Origin of the sequence: Cupriavidus sp. SHE, assembly GCF_000812445.1 — a bacterium.
In the GTDB taxonomy this organism is placed as follows: Bacteria; Pseudomonadota; Gammaproteobacteria; order Burkholderiales; family Burkholderiaceae; genus Cupriavidus; species Cupriavidus metallidurans.
This window is the reverse complement of sequence record NZ_JWMB01000022.1, coordinates 76456-93957: the sequence shown is the minus strand read 5'-3', so window position 1 is coordinate 93957 and position 17502 is coordinate 76456. Positions and strand designations below refer to the sequence as shown.

Below are 17502 nucleotides of genomic sequence, written 5' to 3'. Positions count from 1 at the left end.
TGGGCTGGAAGCCGGAGGTGTCGATGGAGCAGGCGCTGCGCCGGATCTTCGAGGCGTATCGCGACAAGGTGGTCGAGGCACGCACGCTGGTCGACGCCGACAACTGATCGCTTCATGGCACGCATTGCGCTCAAGGTAGACGTGGACACGCTGCGCGGCACGCGCGAAGGCGTGCCCGCGCTGCTGTCCATGCTGTCCGCCGCCGAGGCGGAAGCCACGTTCCTGTTCAGCCTCGGCCCGGATCACACGGGCTGGGCGCTGCGCCGGGTGTTCCGTCCCGGTTTCCTGAAGAAGGTCTCGCGGACTTCCGTGGTGTCGAACTACGGCCTGCGCACGCTGATGTACGGCGTGCTGCTGCCGGGGCCCGACATCGGCCGCAAGGGCGCTGCCGAAATGCGTGCCGCCGCCGCAGCGGGCCACGAGTGCGGCATCCACACCTGGGACCACGTCTACTGGCAGGACAACGTGCGCGAGCGCGATGCGGCCTGGACGCGCCGGCAGATGCAGCAATCGTTCGAGCGCTTCACCGATGTCTTCGGTGCCGCCCCGACGACGCATGGCGCGGCCGGCTGGCAGATGAACAACGAGGCGTTTCGCCAGATCGACGACTGGGGCATGGTCTACGCGTCCGATGGCCGCGGGACGGCGCCCTACATTCCGACGGTCGATGGCAAGGCCTGCCGCCACGTGCAGATGCCGACCACGCTGCCAACGCTCGACGAGCTGATCGGTGTGGACGACCTGACCGAAGACAACGTGCACAAGGCCGTGCTCAAGCTGACCGAGGGCGACGGCGACCACATTTTCACGCTCCATACGGAGCTGGAAGGCGGCAAGCTGGCGCCGGTATTCAAGCGACTGCTGTCAGGCTGGCGCGCGCAAGGTCACCAGCTTGTGTCGATGGCAACGTATTACCAGCACATCGATCGCAGCGATCTGCCGCAGATGCCCGTGACCTGGGGTGAAATCCCGGGCCGAAGCGGCGAACTGATTATTCAGCCCTGATTTTTCGCGCTCCCCATGGCGGGGAGCGCGATCCTCGACACTGCCACTGGCCGTCAAACGGCCTTGCGCGTCAGCCTCAGCCCGTTGAACACCACCAGCAGGCTCGCACCCATATCGGCAAACACGGCCATCCACATCGTGCCCATGCCCATCACGGTCAGGACCAGGAACACGGCCTTGATCCCCAGCGCGAGCGTGATGTTCTGCTTGAGGATGGTCGAAGTCTGGCGCGACAGCCGCACGAACGCCGGAATCTTGCGCAGGTCGTCATCCATCAGCGCCACGTCCGCAGTCTCGATGGCCGTATCCGTACCGGCCGCGCCCATCGCGAAACCAATATCCGCCCGCGCCAGTGCCGGCGCATCGTTGATACCGTCACCGACCATGCCGACGCGGCCAGCGTGGGTGTGCGCCTGATCGGTCAGCGCAGCGATCGCATCGGCCTTGTCCTGCGGTAACTGATTGCCACGTACTTCATCGATGCCGACAAGCTCCCCGATGGTCTGGGCCGTATGCGGATTGTCGCCGGAGAGCATCAACGTCTTCACGCCGAGTTCATGTAGTTGCTCGATGGCCTGGCGGCTGGTTTCGCGCACCGTGTCGGCCACACCGAACAGCATCAGCGCGCGCGGCACTGCAGTGTCCATCGCGGCCAGCAGAACGATGGTCTTGCCTTGCCGCTCGATGGCCTCGAGCCGGGCTTCGAGCGCAGGAGAGCAGGCGCCGAGATCGTGAATCAGGCGATGGTTGCCAAGGCAGTACGCCACACCGTTTACAGTGCCACGCACGCCCTGCCCCGGCAGCGCCGCGAAATCCTGCACCTCGAAACGCGCCACGCCATCGGTTTCGGCCGCGCGGGCCACCGCGAGCGAGACGGGGTGGTCGGAACGCGCCGCGATGCTTGCGGCAATCGCCCGAACGTCCGGCACGTCGTCGACGAGTTGCGCCATATCGGTCTGCGCGGGCTTGCCATGCGTCAGCGTGCCCGTCTTGTCGAGCGCCAGCCAGGACAGTTGGCGCCCCTGCTCCAGGTAGACGCCGCCCTTGATCAGGATGCCGCGCCGCGCGGCAGCGGCCAGTCCGCTGACGATAGTGACCGGGGTCGAGATCACGAGCGCGCACGGGCAGGCGATCACCAGCAGCACCAGCGCCTTGTAGATCCATGCAAGCCAGGCCTCGCCCATGAACAGCGGCGGGATCACTGCGACTGCGAGCGCAATCGCAAAGACCACCGGCGTGTAGATGCGCGCGAACTGGTCGACAAAGCGCTGCGTGGGCGCACGGCTGCCCTGCGCGGCTTCCACGGCGTGGATGATGCGGGCCAGCGTCGAATCATCGGCGGGCGCGGTCACCTCGTACTCGAGTTCGCCGGATTGGTTGATCGAACCGGCGAAGAGGCTGTCGCCCACGGACTTGTCGACCGGAACGCTCTCGCCCGTGATCGGGGCCTGATCCAGTGCCGACTGCCCCTTCAGGACGCGGCCGTCGAGTGCCACACGTTCACCAGGGCGCAACCGCACCATGGCGCCAAGCGGCACCTGACGCGCGTCCACCGGCTGCCAGCTTCCATCGGCCTGTCGCACGGTGGCCTGCTCCGGCGCCATCGCCATTAGCCCGCGCACCGCATTGCGCGCGCGATCCAGCGAGGCTGCCTCGATCCGCTCGGCCAGTGCGAACAGCACCATCACCATGGCCGCCTCAGGCCATTGGCCGATCAGCATCGCGCCCGTGACGGCGATGCTCATCAATGCGTTGATGTTCAGGTTGCCGTTGCGCACGGCGATCCAGCCCTTGCGATAGACGCCAAGACCGGCGAACAGCACGGTGGCCAGCGCCAGCGCGGCGGGCAGGTACGGCGTGGCAATCTGGAACCACTCGGCCACCTCGGCGCCCACGGCCAGCGCACCGGCAGCCGCCAGCGGCCACCACGGTTTGCCAGGCTCGGCGATGGCGGCCTTTGCGCCTGAGTCGGACAGCGGTTCGGCCTTCATCCCGAGCGAATCGATCGCCTTGACCACCGGGTCCAGTGAGTCGAGCGTGTGGTGAACCGTCAGCACGCGCTGCATCAGGTTGAAATCGAGCGCGGCCACGCCAGCCATGCCGCCGATCTTGTTGCGGATCAGCGTCTCCTCGGTGGGGCAGTCCATCGCCTCGATGCGATAGGCTGCCGAGCGGGTGCCAGCCGGGGCGGCAACCGGCGTGCTGACCGAAACCGATGCGCTGCAGGACGAGCCGCAGCACGCATTGGGCTGCGCCGCCTCGGGCGCCGCTTCATGTGCATGATCGTGATCATGCTTGTGGTCATGACCGTGCTCGTGACTGTGGTCGTGACTGTGTTCGCGGGAATGCGGATGATCGTGGTCATGCCCACGACCGTGCGCGGCCGAGGATGACGGCAGGACGTTATCAGGGGTGGTGCGAGCCATGTCAAATTCCATTGATTCTTGTTCCCTGCCATTGAAGACCCTTTAGTCGCTACAGGGTCAAGCGCCTGCCGAAAATCTTTGGAGCGGCGCAAACATGACATGAACGTAATGTTTGCCCGCTCGCTAAACGCCTATAATCGCCCCCCATGCGCCGCCTACTGCTTGTATTTCTCGCAATATTGCTGCCGCTCCAGTTCGCCTGGGCCGGCGCGGCGGCCTATTGCGCGCACGAAAAGGCGACCTCGGTCGATGCGAGGCAGTGGCACTTTGGCCACCACACGCACGAGCACAAAGCCGCCGACAGCGACCGGCAAGCGCAAGACGCGAAAGACAGCAAATCGGCCAAGCTCCCGGACGGTGACTGCAATGCCTGTCATTTCCCGGGCTCGCACGGCCTGTTCTCCGAGTTGGTGATGACCGGGGACTACCCGTTCGTCACTGTGCACTATCAGCCACGCGCCAGCGCGTTCGGCTCAATCCCCTCCCCCGTTCCAGACCGCCCTCAGTGGTCCCGTCTCGCCTAGCCGGCGAGACGCGGAAAGCCCCTTTCCAATCCACGCGCCCCTGAACGGCGCGCCTGTCGTCTCGCCGATTTTCTCCCGTTCGTATTGGTGAAACTCGATGAGAAACTTCCTTTCGCCGCCCGGTCTGGCGGCCGTGCTCCTTTGCCTGTCGCTGGGCCCCATCGTCAGTCCTGTCGCATCGGCGCAGGGCACGGCAGCCCCAGCCCTAGTACCGGCCCAAGTACCTGCTCAGGAACCGCCCAGCGCCTTGACGCTGGAAGCCGCGCTGGCACTGGCCACCGCGCAGAACCCAACGCTGTCCGCCGCCCGTATCGAGCTCGATTCGACCGAAGGCGGCATCACACAGGCACGCGTGATCCCGAACCCCGAGATCGCCGTGCAGATGGAAGACACCCGCGCCGCCACACGCGCCACCACTGGCCAGGTCAACCTTCCGATCGAACTGGGCGGCAAGCGCAGCGCGCGGATTGGCGCTGCAAACCGCGCGCGCGACGTGGCCCAGGCACAGCTTGGCACCACGCAGGCCGACCTGCGGGCCAGCGTGATCGGCGCGTTCTTCAACGTGCTGGTCGCGCAGGAGCGCGTGCGGCTGGCGGCCGGTTCGGTCGACATCGCCACGCGCGGTGCGAACGCCGCGGCCCGGCGCGTGGCGGCTGGCAAGATCTCGCCAGTCGAGGAAACCAAGGCACAGGTCGAACTGGCCAACGCGCAGATTGAACGCTCCGAGGCCGACGCCGCGCTGGTGGCGGCACGGCAGTCGCTCGCCACGCTATGGGGCAATCCGTCGCCACGCTTCACCGAGGCCGATGGCAACCTCGATGCGTTGCCCGCCCGCCCTCAGGCAACAATGCTGCGCCAATCGCTCGACGGCGCCCCCGCGCTGCTGGCCAGCGAGCGGGAACTCGATCGCCGGCAGGCCGAGATCAACGTCCAGCGCAGTCGTCAGTACCCGGACGTGACGGTGAGCGTCGGCGCCAAGCGCGACAACAGTTCGCCGGAGCGCGGCACCTATCCCGTACTGGGTGTCGCCATTCCGCTGCCGCTGTTCGACCGCAACCAAGGCAATCTGTACACAGCCATCCGTCAGGCCGACAAGGCCGCCGACGAACTCCGCGCAACACGCCTTCGGTTGGATCACGACCTGCAACAGGCCTCCAGCCAGCTCGAAGTCTCCCGCTCCTCGGCGCTGAGCCTGCGCGAAACCGTGCTGCCGGCCGCCGAGCGCGCCTACCAGGCCGCATCGCAAGGCTTTGAAGCCGGCAAGTTCAATTACCTCGAAGTCCTGGATGCCCAGCGCACGCTGTTCCAGGCACGCATCCGCTACCTCGGTGTGGTCGCCAATAGCTGGCAAGCCGCCACCACGATCGACCGCATCCTCGGCCGCTGACAGGAACCAACATGACCTTGACTCGAAAACAGGCCATCACCATCGCTGGCATCGTGATCACCGGCCTGATCGCCGCGCTTGCCCTGCTGCTCTCCGGCCGTGGCGACGACCACGCGCACGCAGAGGGTGAGGCCGCGCACGGCCAGCCCGCATCGACCGCTTCGGCTGAATCCGTGAAGACGTCGCAACAAGCCGAAGAAGCACCCGGACTGATCGAACTGACGCCGGAACAGATCCGCAACGCCAACCTGGACATCCGCGCCGCCGGCCCGGGCCGCATCCGCAGCGCGGTGGAATTCCCCGGCGAGATCAAGTTCAACGAAGACCGCACCGCGCACGTGGTGCCGCGCGTGGCAGGCGTTGTCGAATCGGTGTCCGCCAACCTTGGCCAGCGTGTGAAGAAAGGCGACCTGCTGGCAGTGTTCGCCAGCACGCAGTTATCGGATCAACGCAGTGAGTTGCTCGCCGCGCAGCGGCGTCTGGAACTGGCGCGCACTACCTACACCCGCGAAAAGAAGCTCTGGGAGGACAAGGTTTCCGCCGAACAGGACTTCCTTGCGGCACGTACCGCACTGCAGGAAGCCGAAATCGCCGAGCGCAACGCCGTCCAGAAGCTGACCGCCATTGGCGCGAAGCCCAGCGCCCGTGCCATCAACCAGTTCGAGCTGCGCGCCCCCTTCGACGGCATCGTCGTCGAAAAGCACCTGGCACTCGGCGAAGCCGTCGCGGCGGAAACCGCGGTCTTCACGATTTCCGATCTCAACACGGTCTGGGCCGAGTTCGTCATCGCGCCAAAGGACCTCGGGCATGTGAAGCTGGGCGAATCGGTACGTATAGCTTCTGCTGCGTTCGATGGCGAAGCGGAAGGCAAGGTCTCCTACGTCGGCGCCCTGCTCGGCCAGCAAACCCGTACCGCCACGGCCCGCGTGACGCTGTCGAACCCCGAGATGGCATGGCGCCCGGGTCTGTTCGTCACCGTCAGCGTGGCCACCGGCGACGCCGAAGCCCCAGTGATCATCGAAGCGGATGCGGTGCAGGTCGAGAACGGCCAGAAGCAGGTATTCGTTGAGGCGCCGGGAGGCTTCCTCGTCCGGGCGATCAAGACGGGCCGCACTGACGGCAAGCGCATCGAGATCGTCGACGGCCTGGCCGCCGGCGATCGCTATGTGGCGGGCAACAGCTTCGTGCTCAAGGCCGAACAGGGCAAGGGCAACGCCGAGCATTCGCACTGAACGGAGAGCCATTCATGTTCGAACGCATTCTCCGCTTCGCCATCGCGCAGCGATGGCTCGTGATGCTGGCGGTCCTCGGCATGGCCGGGCTCGGCATCTACAACTACAGCCGCCTGCCGATCGACGCCGTCCCGGACATCACCAACGTCCAGGTGCAGATCAACACTTCGGCGCCCGGATACTCGCCGCTTGAAACCGAGCAGCGCGTCACCTATCCGCTGGAGGTCACCATCGCCGGCCTGCCGGGCCTGGAGCAGACCCGTTCGCTGTCGCGCTACGGCCTGTCCCAGATCACGGTGATCTTCAAGGACGGCACCGATATCTACTTCGCGCGCCAGCTCGTCAACCAGCGCATCCAGGAGGCCAAGGACAAGCTCCCGGAAGGCGTGGTGCCGGCCATGGGCCCCATCTCCACCGGTCTCGGCGAGATCTACCTGTGGACCGTCGAAGCCGAGCCGGATGCGCGCAAGCCGGATGGCACGCCATACACGCCCACCGATCTGCGGGAGATCCAGGACTGGGTCATCAAGCCACAGTTGCGCAACGTGCCCGGCGTTACGGAAATCAACTCGATCGGCGGCTTCGCCAAGGAATACCTGGTGGCGCCAAGCCCTGAAAAGCTGGCCTCGTACGGCTTCTCGCTGCAAGACGTGGTGCAGGCGCTCGAACGCAACAACACCAATGTCGGCGCCGGCTATATCGAGCGGCGCGGCGAGCAGTACCTGGTGCGCGCGCCCGGGCAGGTCAAGTCGATCGACGACATCGGGGACGTCATCGTGGGCACCGCTCAAGGCCTGCCGATCCGTGTCCGTGATCTTGCCGAAGTGGGCCTTGGCCGCGAGCTGCGCACCGGCGCCGCCACCGACAACGGCCGCGAAGTAGTGCTGGGTACGGTATTCATGCTGATCGGCGAAAACAGCCGCGCGGTATCCCAGGCCGTAGATGCGCGCATGGCCGTGATCAACAAGTCCCTGCCGGCAGGCATCAAGGCGGTCACCGTCTACGATCGGACCAATCTCGTCGACAAGGCCATCGCCACCGTCAAGAAGAACCTCCTCGAAGGCGCAGTGCTGGTGATCGCCATCCTGTTCCTGTTCCTCGGCAATCTGCGCGCGGCGCTGATCACGGCGATGGTGATCCCGCTGTCAATGCTGTTCACGTTCACGGGGATGGTGTCATACAAGATCAGCGCGAACCTGATGAGCCTGGGCGCGCTCGACTTCGGCATCATCGTCGACGGCGCCGTGGTGATCGTCGAGAACTGCGTCCGACGTCTGGCTCATGCGAAGGAACGCCTGGGACGCCCGCTGACACGCGCTGAACGCTTCGAGGAAGTGTTCGCAGCCGCGAGCGAGGCACGCCGGCCACTGGTCTACGGCCAGCTCATCATCATGATCGTCTACATCCCGATCTTTGCGCTGAGCGGCGTAGAAGGCAAGATGTTCCACCCGATGGCGATGACCGTGGTGCTGGCGCTGATTGGCGCGCTGATCCTCTCCGTGACATTCGTGCCGGCAGCCGTGGCGCTGTTTATTGGGGGCGGCGTCGAGGAAAAGGAAAACCGCGTCATGGGCTGGGCTCGCCGCGGGTACGAGCCGGTGCTCAAACGTGCCCTGGCCAATACGCCGGTGGTGCTCGCCGGCGCGGGCATTGCGGTGCTGCTTAGCGGGCTGGTGGCGCTGCGCCTCGGGAGCGAGTTCATCCCCAACCTGAATGAAGGCGATTTCTCCGTACAGGCGCTGCGCATTCCGGGTACGAGTCTGACGCAGTCGGTGGCGATGCAGCAGCAGATCGAAACGCGCCTCAAGGCAACCTTCCCCGAGATCGAGCGCATTTTCGCGCGCACGGGTACCGCGGAGATCGCATCGGATCCGATGCCACCCAACATCTCGGATGCCTACATCATGCTGAAACCACGCGACAAGTGGCCAGATCCCTCCCGTTCCCGCGATTCGCTGCGCACCGCGATCGAAGCCGAACTGGAGAAGATTCCGGGCAATCGCTACGAGTTCTCTCAGCCGATCCAGCTACGCTTCAACGAGCTGATTTCAGGCGTGCGCAGTGACGTGGCGGTCAAGCTGTTCGGCGATGATAACGAGGTGCTTGATGCCACGGCGCAGCGTATTGCAAAGGTCCTGCAGACCGTATCCGGCGCCACAGAGGTCAAGGTCGAACAGACCACCGGCCTGCCAGTGCTGACCGTCGACGTCGACCGCGTCCGCGCGGCACGCTACGGGCTGAACATGATCGACGTCCAGGACACCGTCGCCATCGCCGTGGGCGGCCGCGATGCCGGCGTGTTCTACCAGGGCGACCGCCGCTTCAACATTGGCGTGCGCCTGCCGGAAGGCATTCGCGCCGACGTGGAAGCGCTGCGGCGTCTGCCGATCCCCCTGCCCAAGGGCACCAACGCGGCCACGAGCTACATTCCGCTCGGCGAGGTCGCCACGCTGAGCATTGCGCCAGGTCCGAACCAGATCTCACGGGAAAACGGCAAGCGCCGCATCGTCATCAGCGCCAATGTGCGCGGGCGGGATCTCGGCACCTTCGTCCCCGAAGCCATGGCCGCCATCGACACACGCGTGAAGATCCCCACCGGCTACTGGATTGCCTGGGGTGGCACGTTCGAGCAGTTGCAGTCGGCAACGGAACGGCTCCAAATCGTCGTGCCCGTGGCGCTGCTGATGGTGTTCGTACTGCTGTTTGCCATGTTCGGCAATGTGCGCGACGGGTTGATCGTCTTCACCGGGATTCCGTTTGCATTGACCGGTGGCGTCCTGGCCTTGTGGATGCGCGGTATTCCGTTGTCGATCTCCGCAGCGGTAGGCTTCATTGCGCTCTCGGGTGTGGCGGTGCTCAACGGACTGGTCATGCTCTCGTTTATCCGCTCGCTGCGTGAGGAGGGCCGATCGCTCGACGATGCCGTGTTCAACGGCGCGCTGACGCGGCTGCGCCCTGTGCTGATGACGGCGCTCGTGGCATCGCTCGGATTCGTGCCGATGGCGATTGCTACGGGCACCGGCGCAGAGGTGCAGCGGCCATTGGCCACGGTCGTGATCGGCGGGATACTGTCATCCACCGCGCTGACGCTGCTGGTGCTACCGGTGCTGTATCGCTGGGCCCACGGGCGATTGGCGAGCCGCTGACATGACTGCCCCCTCTTCCGCAAACGCGGGAGAGGGGGGCAGGAGAAAAACGGGGGGAAAAGGAAAGAAGCGGAAAGAGGCGGGTGACGACGGGCTGGCCGCTCACCCGCAATACGTCAGTGCGTCAGTGCGTCAGTGTTCGCAGTTGACCATCCACGTCATGCCGAACCGGTCGACGAGCATCCCGAACCCCTCGGCCCAGAATGTCTTCTGGTAAGGCATGAACACCTGACCACCTTCGGCCAGCGCATTGAATATCCGCTGACCCTCTGCATTTGGTACATCGCCCACCGACATCATGAAGCCGGAGAACGCGGGGGTCTGCCCCTCCCGGCCGTCCGATGCCATGAACTGGCTGTCTCCCACCTGGATATTCGCGTGCATGACTTTCTCGGCCCAGGCGGGCGATGGCTTGGGCTGCCCTTCGGGCGCGTCCTTGTAGCGCATCATAAACGTCACTTTGGCGCCCATCACCTTGCCGTAGAACGCCATTGCCTCGTCAAAACGGCCGCCAAAATCGAGATACGGTTGCACCTGCATGTCGGTCTCCTTACGTGGAGCGGGCATAGCCCGCGAGCCGACTATTATGCGCCTGCCCTACTGACAGCCTTGTCAGGAAAGTCGAGTTCAAACGTGGTCTGTCCGTCCACGCTGCGCACGGACACGCTGCCGCCATGCAGCCGCATGATGGTGTCGACAATGGCAAGGCCGAGACCGGTGGATTTGGCCGAGTCGCGACGTGACGGATCGCCGCGATAGAAGCGTGCGAAAAGGTGCGGCAGCGCTTCCGGCGCGATCCCGGGGCCGCCGTTTACCACGCTGATGGCGGTATGGCCCGGCTGTCCACGTGACACGGCCAATTGCACCGTGCTGCCCGCGGGCGCGTGACGCAGCGCGTTGTCCAGCAGATTGATGATGGCGCGCCGCAGCAACGGCTGGTCCGCAGTCACCGTGGCCGCGCCGGCGACGGACAGCATCAGGTCGCGGTCGGCGGCCACAGCTTCGAAATACTCCGCCACCTTGTCCAGTTCCGCCCGCGCATCGAGCGGACGCGCCCCGAGTGCAACCTGTGCGTTGTCGGCGCGCGCCAGGAACAGCATGTTTTCGATCATGCGCGACAACCGCTCGTACTCCTCGAGATTCGACTCGAGCAACGATTCATACTCCGCCGCCGTGCGTCGCTGGGCCAGCGTGACCTGCGTCTGGCCCACGAGGTTACTGATCGGCGTGCGGAAGTCGTGCGCCAGATCGGCCGAGAACGTGGAAAGCCGCGTGAAACTGTCCTGCAGGCGCGCGAGCATACCGTTGAATGCGCCCGCCAGATCGCGTAGTTCCTCCGGTGCGCTGCCTACGTCGAGGCGCGTCGCCAGTCGGCTCGTGGTCACGGCCGCCGCATCGCTCGCCATCCGCCGCAATGGCCGCAAGCCGCGCCGTGCCAGCAGGAAACCGAGGGCCGCCGCCACGATCGCACCGCACAGCACCGCCACGAGCAACCGGCTGTGATACTCGCGCATCAGCGCCACGCGATAGCCCGCGTCGCTGAGCACGACGATTTCCACAGTCTGGCCGGAGTCGCCAATCTGGCCCAATGCAACGATGCCGCGTGACGGCACGCCGTTGCGTGGATACCAGGTCTGCAATTGGGTCGTATCGGGCGCCGTGGCGAGCGGCAGCACGCGCAGATCTGGAACCCGTTCATTGCGCGGGTTGAGCGTGACCAGCGGATCGCCGCCCAACGTGCGGACCACGAGCACCAGCCCTTCGTGCCCCATGGCGATATCGGCAAATCGGTGTGTGTCCGCGCGAATTTCGGCCTCACTGCCAACTTCACGCAGCAGATGGCGCACCAGCAGCACCTCGCCTACCAGCTCGCCTTCATCGCGCGCCTGCAACTGGTTGCCCAGCGAACTCGACAGATACGTTGCCACGCCAACCAGCACCGCCGCCGTGGTCAGCCCATAGGCCAGCGCCAGCCGCGTGGTCAGCGATGCCGGCATGGCGGCCTGCAGCTTCGACAGCAACCGCATCATGCCTCGTCGAACTCGTCGAGTACGTAGCCCATGCCGCGGCGGGTATGGATCAGCTTGTTCGGGAACGGGTCATCCACCTTCGCACGCAGGCGTCGGATCGACACGTCCACGACGTTGGTGTTGCTGTCGAAGTTCATATCCCAGACCTGCGACGCAATCAGCGAGCGTGACAATACTTCGCCACGGCGCCGCGCCAGCAATTGCAGCAGCGCGAACTCCTTCGAGGTGAGGTCGATTTTCTGCCCCGCGCGGGTCACGCGGCGGCGGATGGTGTCGATCTGCAGGTCGGCCACCTCGATGAATTCGCTCTCGCGCAGCGGGCCACGCCGCAGGATCGTCCGGATACGCGCCACCAGTTCGGCAAACGCGAACGGCTTGACCATGTAGTCGTCTGCGCCCAGTTCCAGCCCCTTGAGCCGATCGGACAATTCGTCACGCGCGGTCAGGCACAGCACGGGCGTGTCCTTGTCCCGGCGCAGTTCGCGCAATACCTGCCAGCCATCCATGCCGGGCAGCATCACGTCGAGCACGATCAGGTCATAGTGCTGCTCGCGTGCGTGGGCCAGCCCATCCACGCCGTCGCGGGCCAGATCGGCCACGAAGCCCGACTCGGTGAGTCCCTTGAGCAGATAATCACCGGCCTTCGGCTCGTCTTCGACAATCAGGATGCGCATGTTGGTTCACTTCCAAGCCGGCTTGGTACCGGCCCATTATTCGAGGTTCTGGATATAGACCGAGACACTAGCGGAGCTTTGCCACGAATTGGCGAACATTGCACGAATGTCATCTTGATATAGCCATTTTGCAACCGTTAGAGGCAGTACAATGCTGCAACTGCTTAACACGGGCAGTTTGAGCCCCCGCAAGTTCCCAATTTCCTCGATGAAACGCCCGTTCTCCGGTCTCCTGTTGTGCCTTGCCTCACTCGCGCTGCCTGTCCAGGGCGCGGCTGCGGCTGATATGGCGGCCTGCGAATTGACGGAAGCAATCGGCCTGTCGATGCCCGAGCGGCATGCGGCAATCAAGATCGAAGCGGAAGCGGAGATTGGCCAGTTGAATGGCCTCAATGGAACGCAGGCCCAATGCGAGATAGGCCAGATGGGCCAGATGGGCCTCGCGCGAGGGCTGGAGGATGACCTGCCAGTCTGGCAGGATGCGCGACCCGCCGTTGATGCGCCGAATCACCCCGGCAAGCAACCGGGCGCCGCCGCCAGCAATGCGATGCTGTTGCAGGAATTACCACCCGCGGCGATGCAGTACCAGCGTCATGCGCAGCCGATGGCCATTACCGCCTTCACATCCCTGCCGAACCTGACTGCCGAGCGTTGCTGACGCATCCGGCCAGCCAATGATGCCGATACACCAGGCGCCCATGCGCCCGGTGAGGTATCGCACTGCTACTCGACGCGATAGAAGTCGATCGACTGCCCGGCATTGACCGCGCGTTGCAGCCAATCAGGGTATTCCCCATTACCGTCCCAGGTTTGCCCCATGGCGTTGCGGTACATCACACGCGGCGGCACTACTGGCGTCGGCGTTGCGGCTTTCGCAACGGCGTCGGCCTGATCGGCAACTTCGATATGCGCATCGGCAAAACAGCCTGCCTCGACCAGGTCTTCGAACGTCAGGCCATGACGCTCCATCTGTTCGTGGACCCACACCACCGCGGCTTGTTTGGCTGACTCAGACTCGGACATGACTCATCGTGCGCGCCTGTCGACATGGCTGGACAGGCTGGAGAAAGGAAATTCTTGGGGGACGGCCCGCGCAGCGTGCATTGCGAACCAGATTGAGATTCTACAGGTTGTTTGGCGTGGATTTGTCGCCAAGGCCGAATTCATTGTCCGGTCGGCATCCTGTCCCGCAATCGTATCGCATTGCCTCGGACAAATGACATCAATGTCATTCAAGGGTCATGTTCGCGTCGGGACCCGCTCTCTAGACTGCATTCCAAGGTCGCGCAACGACCGATCAGACTCTCCAGCAAGCCGTGAACAACCAGTAACCATTATCACGAAGAGGATTCCAAGATGCGAACCATCAAACAAGCTCTGCTCTACACCGCCCTGACCGCCACCCTCGCCGGCGCCGCAGGATTGGCCAATGCCGCGCCGCGCAGCGCGGATCCGTTCACCGACGGCGCGCGCGTCACCAATCGCGATGGCCTGGTCGAGCGCACCGGCACACGCGATCCGTACACCGATGGTGGTCGCGCCATCCACGATCCGCGCAGCCCGTACACAGACGGCGGCTTCAGCGCAACCGGCAAGCGCGACGTGTTCACCGACGGGGCCTGATACAGGATGTCGCTCGATGCGTGACGCGTCATGACACGCTCACGCATCCACATCGGCCATCGCCAGTTCCGTGAATTGCGCTGCAGGCATCGGCCTGCCAAGTAGATAGCCCTGCAACGCATCACACCCCAGACCTGCCAGGAACGACCGCTGAGCGGTCGTTTCCACGCCCTCAGCCACTACCTGCAAATTCAGCGTTCGGCCCAGCGCCACGATGGCCGATACGATCGCGGCATCCTCGCTGTCTTCCGCGAGATCGCGCACGAATCCCCGGTCGATCTTCAATTCGCTCGCTGGGATGCGCTTCAGATGCAGCAGGCTTGAATATCCAGTACCGAAATCATCGATCGCAATCCGCACGCCCATCTCGTCGAGCTGGGTCATGATCGCGAGCGTGGTCTCCACATCGCGCATGGCTGTGGTTTCCGTAATCTCGAGCGTCAATCGTCTTGGCTCGACCTTATGCCGCGCTAACGCCTCGGCTACCGACTCGACCATGCCCGCATGGCAGAACTGCAGCGCGGAAAGGTTGACCGCCATCGACCAGTGCGCGTGCCCCATGTCGTGCCATAACGCCAATTGCCGGCACGCCTCGTTGAGTACCCACGTCCCGATCGGCACGATCGCCCCGGTCTTCTCTGCCAGCGTGATGAACTGGTCCGGCATCAGCAGGCCCTGCACGGGATGATTCCAGCGCAGCAGCGCCTCGGCGCCTACCAGCACATTGTCAGCAGCCGAAAACTTCGGCTGATAGTGCAACTGCAATTGGCCGTTTCTCAGGGCCGCGCGCAAGTCCTGGATCAGCATCTGCTGCGCCCGCGCCTGATGGTTCATCGACCGCTCGAAGAAGTAGCTTGCGTTCCGGCCTGATGCCTTCGCGTGGTACATCGCGGCGTCGGCATTGGTCATCAACGCGTCCTGATCCTGTCCGTCAACCGGGTAGATCGCGATGCCGATGCTGCCTGAGACGTGCAACATGTGGCCTGCCACATTTGCGGGCTCTCGCAGCACGTCGATCAGCTTCCCGGCGACGACACCCGCATCCTCAGGTTCGTCGACGTGCACCAGCAGCACGAACTCATCGCCACCGACACGCGCGATCGTATCTTCCGACGAGACCGATGCCCGCATCTCCACCAACAGCCCGTCGCCGACCTGGTGACCGTAGGTATCGTTGACGCCCTTGAATCCATCCAGATCGACGAAAAGCACGGCAAAACGGCCATGGTGCCGGGCCGCTGCCTGAATCGCCAGCGTGAAACGGTCTTCCAGCAGCACGCGGTTCGGCAGATGGGTGAGCTTGTCGTGTAGCGCCAGGAATTCCAGCTCTTCGTTCGCGACGCCCAGCGCGTCGGCCAGCACCGCCGTGCGCATTTCCAGGCGCATGTCGAGCACCGACGTAATCAGCGCCACGGCCAGGACGCAGATCGTGATCACGAGAATGGGCAGCGCCAGCGTATTGCCCTGCAGCCCGCCGCCCGCTGCGCCACACACACTGCCGATAGGAAACCTCGCCGCAGCCATGCCGGTGTAGTGCATCGCCGCGACGGCGCCGCCCATCACCAGTGCCGCCCCAAAGCGCAGTTGATGCACGCGCGGCATGTGCCGCCGCAATCGGAAGGCAATCCAGAGCGCTGCCCCGGATGCCCCCACGGCGATCAGGATCGACAATAGAAACAACCACGGGTCGTACTGAATGCCCGGTTGCATGCGCAATGCCGCCATGCCCGTGTAGTGCATGCTGGCCACGGCCCCGCCGAGCACCAGCGCGCCAAGCGCCAGTCGCCTGCGCGGCAGATGCTCCAGGCAGACGAGCCGCAGCGCGAATGCCGAGGCAACAATGGCGATCAGCAGCGAGACAGCCGTGATGGCGGGGTCGTAGCCCAGCGGAATCGGCAGGCTAAACGACAACATGCCCAGGAAGTGCATCGACCAGATGCCAAGCCCCATGGCCACTGCCCCGCCGGCCAGCCACAGCCGCGCATAGCGGCCGCTCGCGGTGGAGATGCGCCCTGCCATGTCCAGCGCGGTATAGGAAGCGAGAACGGCAACAATGACCGAAAACAGGACGAGTAACGCGTCGTAACTGGCGGGAAACATGGTGGGGGCGATGACTTCGAACGGGGCGATGACTTCGAGGTGGCGGCATTCTGACATCGACCGCCACTGCCCGCAAACGACCTATACTCTTGCCTCTCTTCGAAGTCACGGAGCAAAGTCATGCGGGTTGCATTCCTCGGGCTCGGCGTCATGGGCTACCCCATGGCCGGCCATCTGGCCGCCAAGGGCCATGACGTCACCGTTTACAACCGTACTGCAGCCAAGGCGCAGCGCTGGGTCCAGGCCTTTGGCAAGCATGGTGGCAAACAGGCGGCGACGCCGGCGCTGGCCGCAGTCGGCTGTGACATCGTTTGTGCCTGTGTTGGCAATGACGATGACCTGCGCGCGGTCATGACGGGGCCAGATGGCGCGTTCCAGCACGCGGCGCCAGGCACTATCTTCGTCGACCACACCACTGCTAGCGCCAGCGTAGCCCGCGAACTGCACGCGGCCGCACGCGAGCGCGGCTGCCATTTCGTCGATGCACCAGTTTCGGGCGGACAGGCTGGCGCCGAACAAGGCATCCTGACCATCATGTGCGGGGGCGACCCGGAAGCATTCCAGCGCGCCGAGCCCGTCATCGCCGCCTATGCCCGCGCCGTCACCCGCATCGGAGAGAGCGGGGCCGGCCAGTTGGCCAAGATGGTCAACCAGATCAGCGTCGCCGGGCTGCTGCAGGCGCTTTCCGAAGCCATCGCGTTTGGCGAGCACGCCGGGCTGGACATGCGCGTGGTGCTCGACGTCATCAGCAAGGGCGCGGCGTCATCGTGGCAGATGGAAAACCGTGGCCCGACGATGCTCCAGAACAAGTTCGACTTCGGTTTCGCCGTGGACTGGATGCGCAAGGACCTGGGCCTGTGCCTGGACGAAGCCCGCCGCAATGGCGCCACGCTGCCGGTCACATCGCTGGTCGACCAGTTCTATGCAGACCTGCAGCAAATGGGAAGCTCGCGAGACGACACCTCGTCGCTGATCAAGCGCCTGCGTCGTTCGTGACCCGTGACCCGGCGCGCGGTGCCTGCCGTGTCGAGACAGGAGCAGGCCGACCATCCAACCGTCCGACAAACACCTACATCGCTTTCAGCACGCGCCCGAATGGTGAGCGGCCGGCCCGCACCTATGCTTGATGCGTGATGGAGGTTTCCGCTTCCTGGTCGGCGGGCAGGGTCGGTCAGGACGGCGCGGCATCGTCCGTAGATGGGATGGAGATGCCGCCACGCGCCGCACCATGGCGCCAGTTGCTGTTCTCCGCTTGCGGCAGCCATCGGCGATGGCAATACATCGTCATCGCGGCATGGCACTGCGGGTTGATGCGACGGGCGGCATGATGCGGTACGTGGGAGTCACACCATCGC

The 17502-nt window shown here is 64.6% G+C and carries 14 protein-coding genes; 8 read left to right on the top strand and 6 right to left on the bottom strand.

Features of this window, described 5'->3' with window-relative positions:
- Nucleotides 1–114: 114 nt before the first annotated feature.
- Complete coding sequence (locus tag RN01_RS12870; RefSeq protein ID WP_017516009.1) at nt 115–1005, top strand: polysaccharide deacetylase family protein; 891 nt, start codon at nt 115–117, stop codon at nt 1003–1005.
- A 53-nt stretch (nt 1006–1058) separates the two neighbouring features.
- Here the strand turns inward: RN01_RS12870 and RN01_RS12865 are convergent, their stop codons facing one another.
- Nucleotides 1059–3431, bottom strand: a complete 2373-nt coding sequence (locus RN01_RS12865; RefSeq protein WP_024570791.1) for a heavy metal translocating P-type ATPase — start codon at nt 3429–3431, stop codon at nt 1059–1061.
- A gap of 146 nt (nt 3432–3577) precedes the next feature.
- Between RN01_RS12865 and czcI the strand changes: the two genes are divergently transcribed.
- The 4 genes from czcI (at nt 3578) to RN01_RS12845 (ending at nt 9720) form a co-directional block, all read left to right on the top strand.
- Nucleotides 3578–3955, top strand: a complete 378-nt coding sequence (gene czcI / locus RN01_RS12860) for a cation efflux protein, CzcI family (RefSeq protein WP_017513264.1) — start codon at nt 3578–3580, stop codon at nt 3953–3955.
- Between the two features lie 97 nt (nt 3956–4052).
- Nucleotides 4053–5342: a TolC family protein gene (locus RN01_RS12855; protein WP_029700520.1), complete on the top strand. Its 1290-nt coding sequence runs from the start codon at nt 4053–4055 to the stop codon at nt 5340–5342.
- 11 nt (nt 5343–5353) lie between these two features.
- Nucleotides 5354–6574, top strand: coding sequence for an efflux RND transporter periplasmic adaptor subunit (locus tag RN01_RS12850; RefSeq protein ID WP_017513266.1), 1221 nt, complete (start codon nt 5354–5356; stop codon nt 6572–6574).
- A gap of 14 nt (nt 6575–6588) precedes the next feature.
- Nucleotides 6589–9720: a CusA/CzcA family heavy metal efflux RND transporter gene (locus RN01_RS12845; RefSeq protein WP_017513267.1), complete on the top strand. Its 3132-nt coding sequence runs from the start codon at nt 6589–6591 to the stop codon at nt 9718–9720.
- A gap of 132 nt (nt 9721–9852) precedes the next feature.
- Here the strand turns inward: RN01_RS12845 and RN01_RS12840 are convergent, their stop codons facing one another.
- From RN01_RS12840 to RN01_RS12830, 3 genes are read right to left on the bottom strand one after another with little or no spacing between them, the layout of a single operon-like run.
- Nucleotides 9853–10260 (bottom strand): VOC family protein, encoded by a 408-nt coding sequence (locus RN01_RS12840; RefSeq protein ID WP_008646756.1) that lies wholly within the window; start codon nt 10258–10260, stop codon nt 9853–9855.
- Nucleotides 10261–10304: 44 nt separating this feature from the next.
- Nucleotides 10305–11747 (bottom strand): heavy metal sensor histidine kinase, encoded by a 1443-nt coding sequence (locus RN01_RS12835; RefSeq protein ID WP_035836945.1) that lies wholly within the window; start codon nt 11745–11747, stop codon nt 10305–10307.
- Nucleotides 11747–12424 (bottom strand): heavy metal response regulator transcription factor, encoded by a 678-nt coding sequence (locus RN01_RS12830; protein ID WP_008646759.1) that lies wholly within the window; start codon nt 12422–12424, stop codon nt 11747–11749. Before RN01_RS12830 ends, RN01_RS12835 begins: the two co-directional genes overlap by 1 nt.
- A 208-nt stretch (nt 12425–12632) precedes the next feature.
- On the opposite strand from RN01_RS12830, the gene RN01_RS12825 reads away from it, so the two are divergent.
- The gene (locus RN01_RS12825) at nt 12633–13082 is read left to right on the top strand and encodes a hypothetical protein (protein WP_017515281.1); all 450 of its coding nucleotides are present in this window, start codon (nt 12633–12635) and stop codon (nt 13080–13082) included.
- A 65-nt stretch (nt 13083–13147) separates the two neighbouring features.
- On the opposite strand, the gene RN01_RS12820 is transcribed toward RN01_RS12825, so the two are convergent.
- Entirely contained in the window at nt 13148–13447 is a 300-nt protein-coding gene (locus RN01_RS12820) for an H-NS family nucleoid-associated regulatory protein (RefSeq protein ID WP_024570792.1), read from the bottom strand.
- A gap of 333 nt (nt 13448–13780) precedes the next feature.
- Here RN01_RS12820 and RN01_RS12815 point away from each other — a divergent pair, with 333 nt between their 5' ends.
- Nucleotides 13781–14047, top strand: coding sequence for a hypothetical protein (locus tag RN01_RS12815; protein ID WP_008646765.1), 267 nt, complete (start codon nt 13781–13783; stop codon nt 14045–14047).
- Nucleotides 14048–14086: 39 nt separating this feature from the next.
- Here the strand turns inward: RN01_RS12815 and RN01_RS12810 are convergent, their stop codons facing one another.
- Nucleotides 14087–16147 (bottom strand): bifunctional diguanylate cyclase/phosphodiesterase, encoded by a 2061-nt coding sequence (locus RN01_RS12810; protein ID WP_024570793.1) that lies wholly within the window; start codon nt 16145–16147, stop codon nt 14087–14089.
- Nucleotides 16148–16267: 120 nt separating this feature from the next.
- On the opposite strand from RN01_RS12810, the gene RN01_RS12805 reads away from it, so the two are divergent.
- Nucleotides 16268–17143 (top strand): NAD(P)-dependent oxidoreductase, encoded by an 876-nt coding sequence (locus RN01_RS12805; RefSeq protein ID WP_017515438.1) that lies wholly within the window; start codon nt 16268–16270, stop codon nt 17141–17143.
- Nucleotides 17144–17502: the final 359 nt, after the last annotated feature.

Coding starts and splice junctions, on each gene's coding strand:
- RN01_RS12870 (WP_017516009.1), top strand. CDS start 115: ATGGCACGCATTGCGCTCAAGGTAGACGTGGACACGCTGCGCGGCACG.
- RN01_RS12865 (WP_024570791.1), bottom strand. CDS start 3,431: ATGGCTCGCACCACCCCTGATAACGTCCTGCCGTCATCCTCGGCCGCG.
- czcI (WP_017513264.1), top strand. CDS start 3,578: ATGCGCCGCCTACTGCTTGTATTTCTCGCAATATTGCTGCCGCTCCAG.
- RN01_RS12855 (WP_029700520.1), top strand. CDS start 4,053: ATGAGAAACTTCCTTTCGCCGCCCGGTCTGGCGGCCGTGCTCCTTTGC.
- RN01_RS12850 (WP_017513266.1), top strand. CDS start 5,354: ATGACCTTGACTCGAAAACAGGCCATCACCATCGCTGGCATCGTGATC.
- RN01_RS12845 (WP_017513267.1), top strand. CDS start 6,589: ATGTTCGAACGCATTCTCCGCTTCGCCATCGCGCAGCGATGGCTCGTG.
- RN01_RS12840 (WP_008646756.1), bottom strand. CDS start 10,260: ATGCAGGTGCAACCGTATCTCGATTTTGGCGGCCGTTTTGACGAGGCA.
- RN01_RS12835 (WP_035836945.1), bottom strand. CDS start 11,747: ATGCGGTTGCTGTCGAAGCTGCAGGCCGCCATGCCGGCATCGCTGACC.
- RN01_RS12830 (WP_008646759.1), bottom strand. CDS start 12,424: ATGCGCATCCTGATTGTCGAAGACGAGCCGAAGGCCGGTGATTATCTG.
- RN01_RS12825 (WP_017515281.1), top strand. CDS start 12,633: ATGAAACGCCCGTTCTCCGGTCTCCTGTTGTGCCTTGCCTCACTCGCG.
- RN01_RS12820 (WP_024570792.1), bottom strand. CDS start 13,447: ATGTCCGAGTCTGAGTCAGCCAAACAAGCCGCGGTGGTGTGGGTCCAC.
- RN01_RS12815 (WP_008646765.1), top strand. CDS start 13,781: ATGCGAACCATCAAACAAGCTCTGCTCTACACCGCCCTGACCGCCACC.
- RN01_RS12810 (WP_024570793.1), bottom strand. CDS start 16,147: ATGTTTCCCGCCAGTTACGACGCGTTACTCGTCCTGTTTTCGGTCATT.
- RN01_RS12805 (WP_017515438.1), top strand. CDS start 16,268: ATGCGGGTTGCATTCCTCGGGCTCGGCGTCATGGGCTACCCCATGGCC.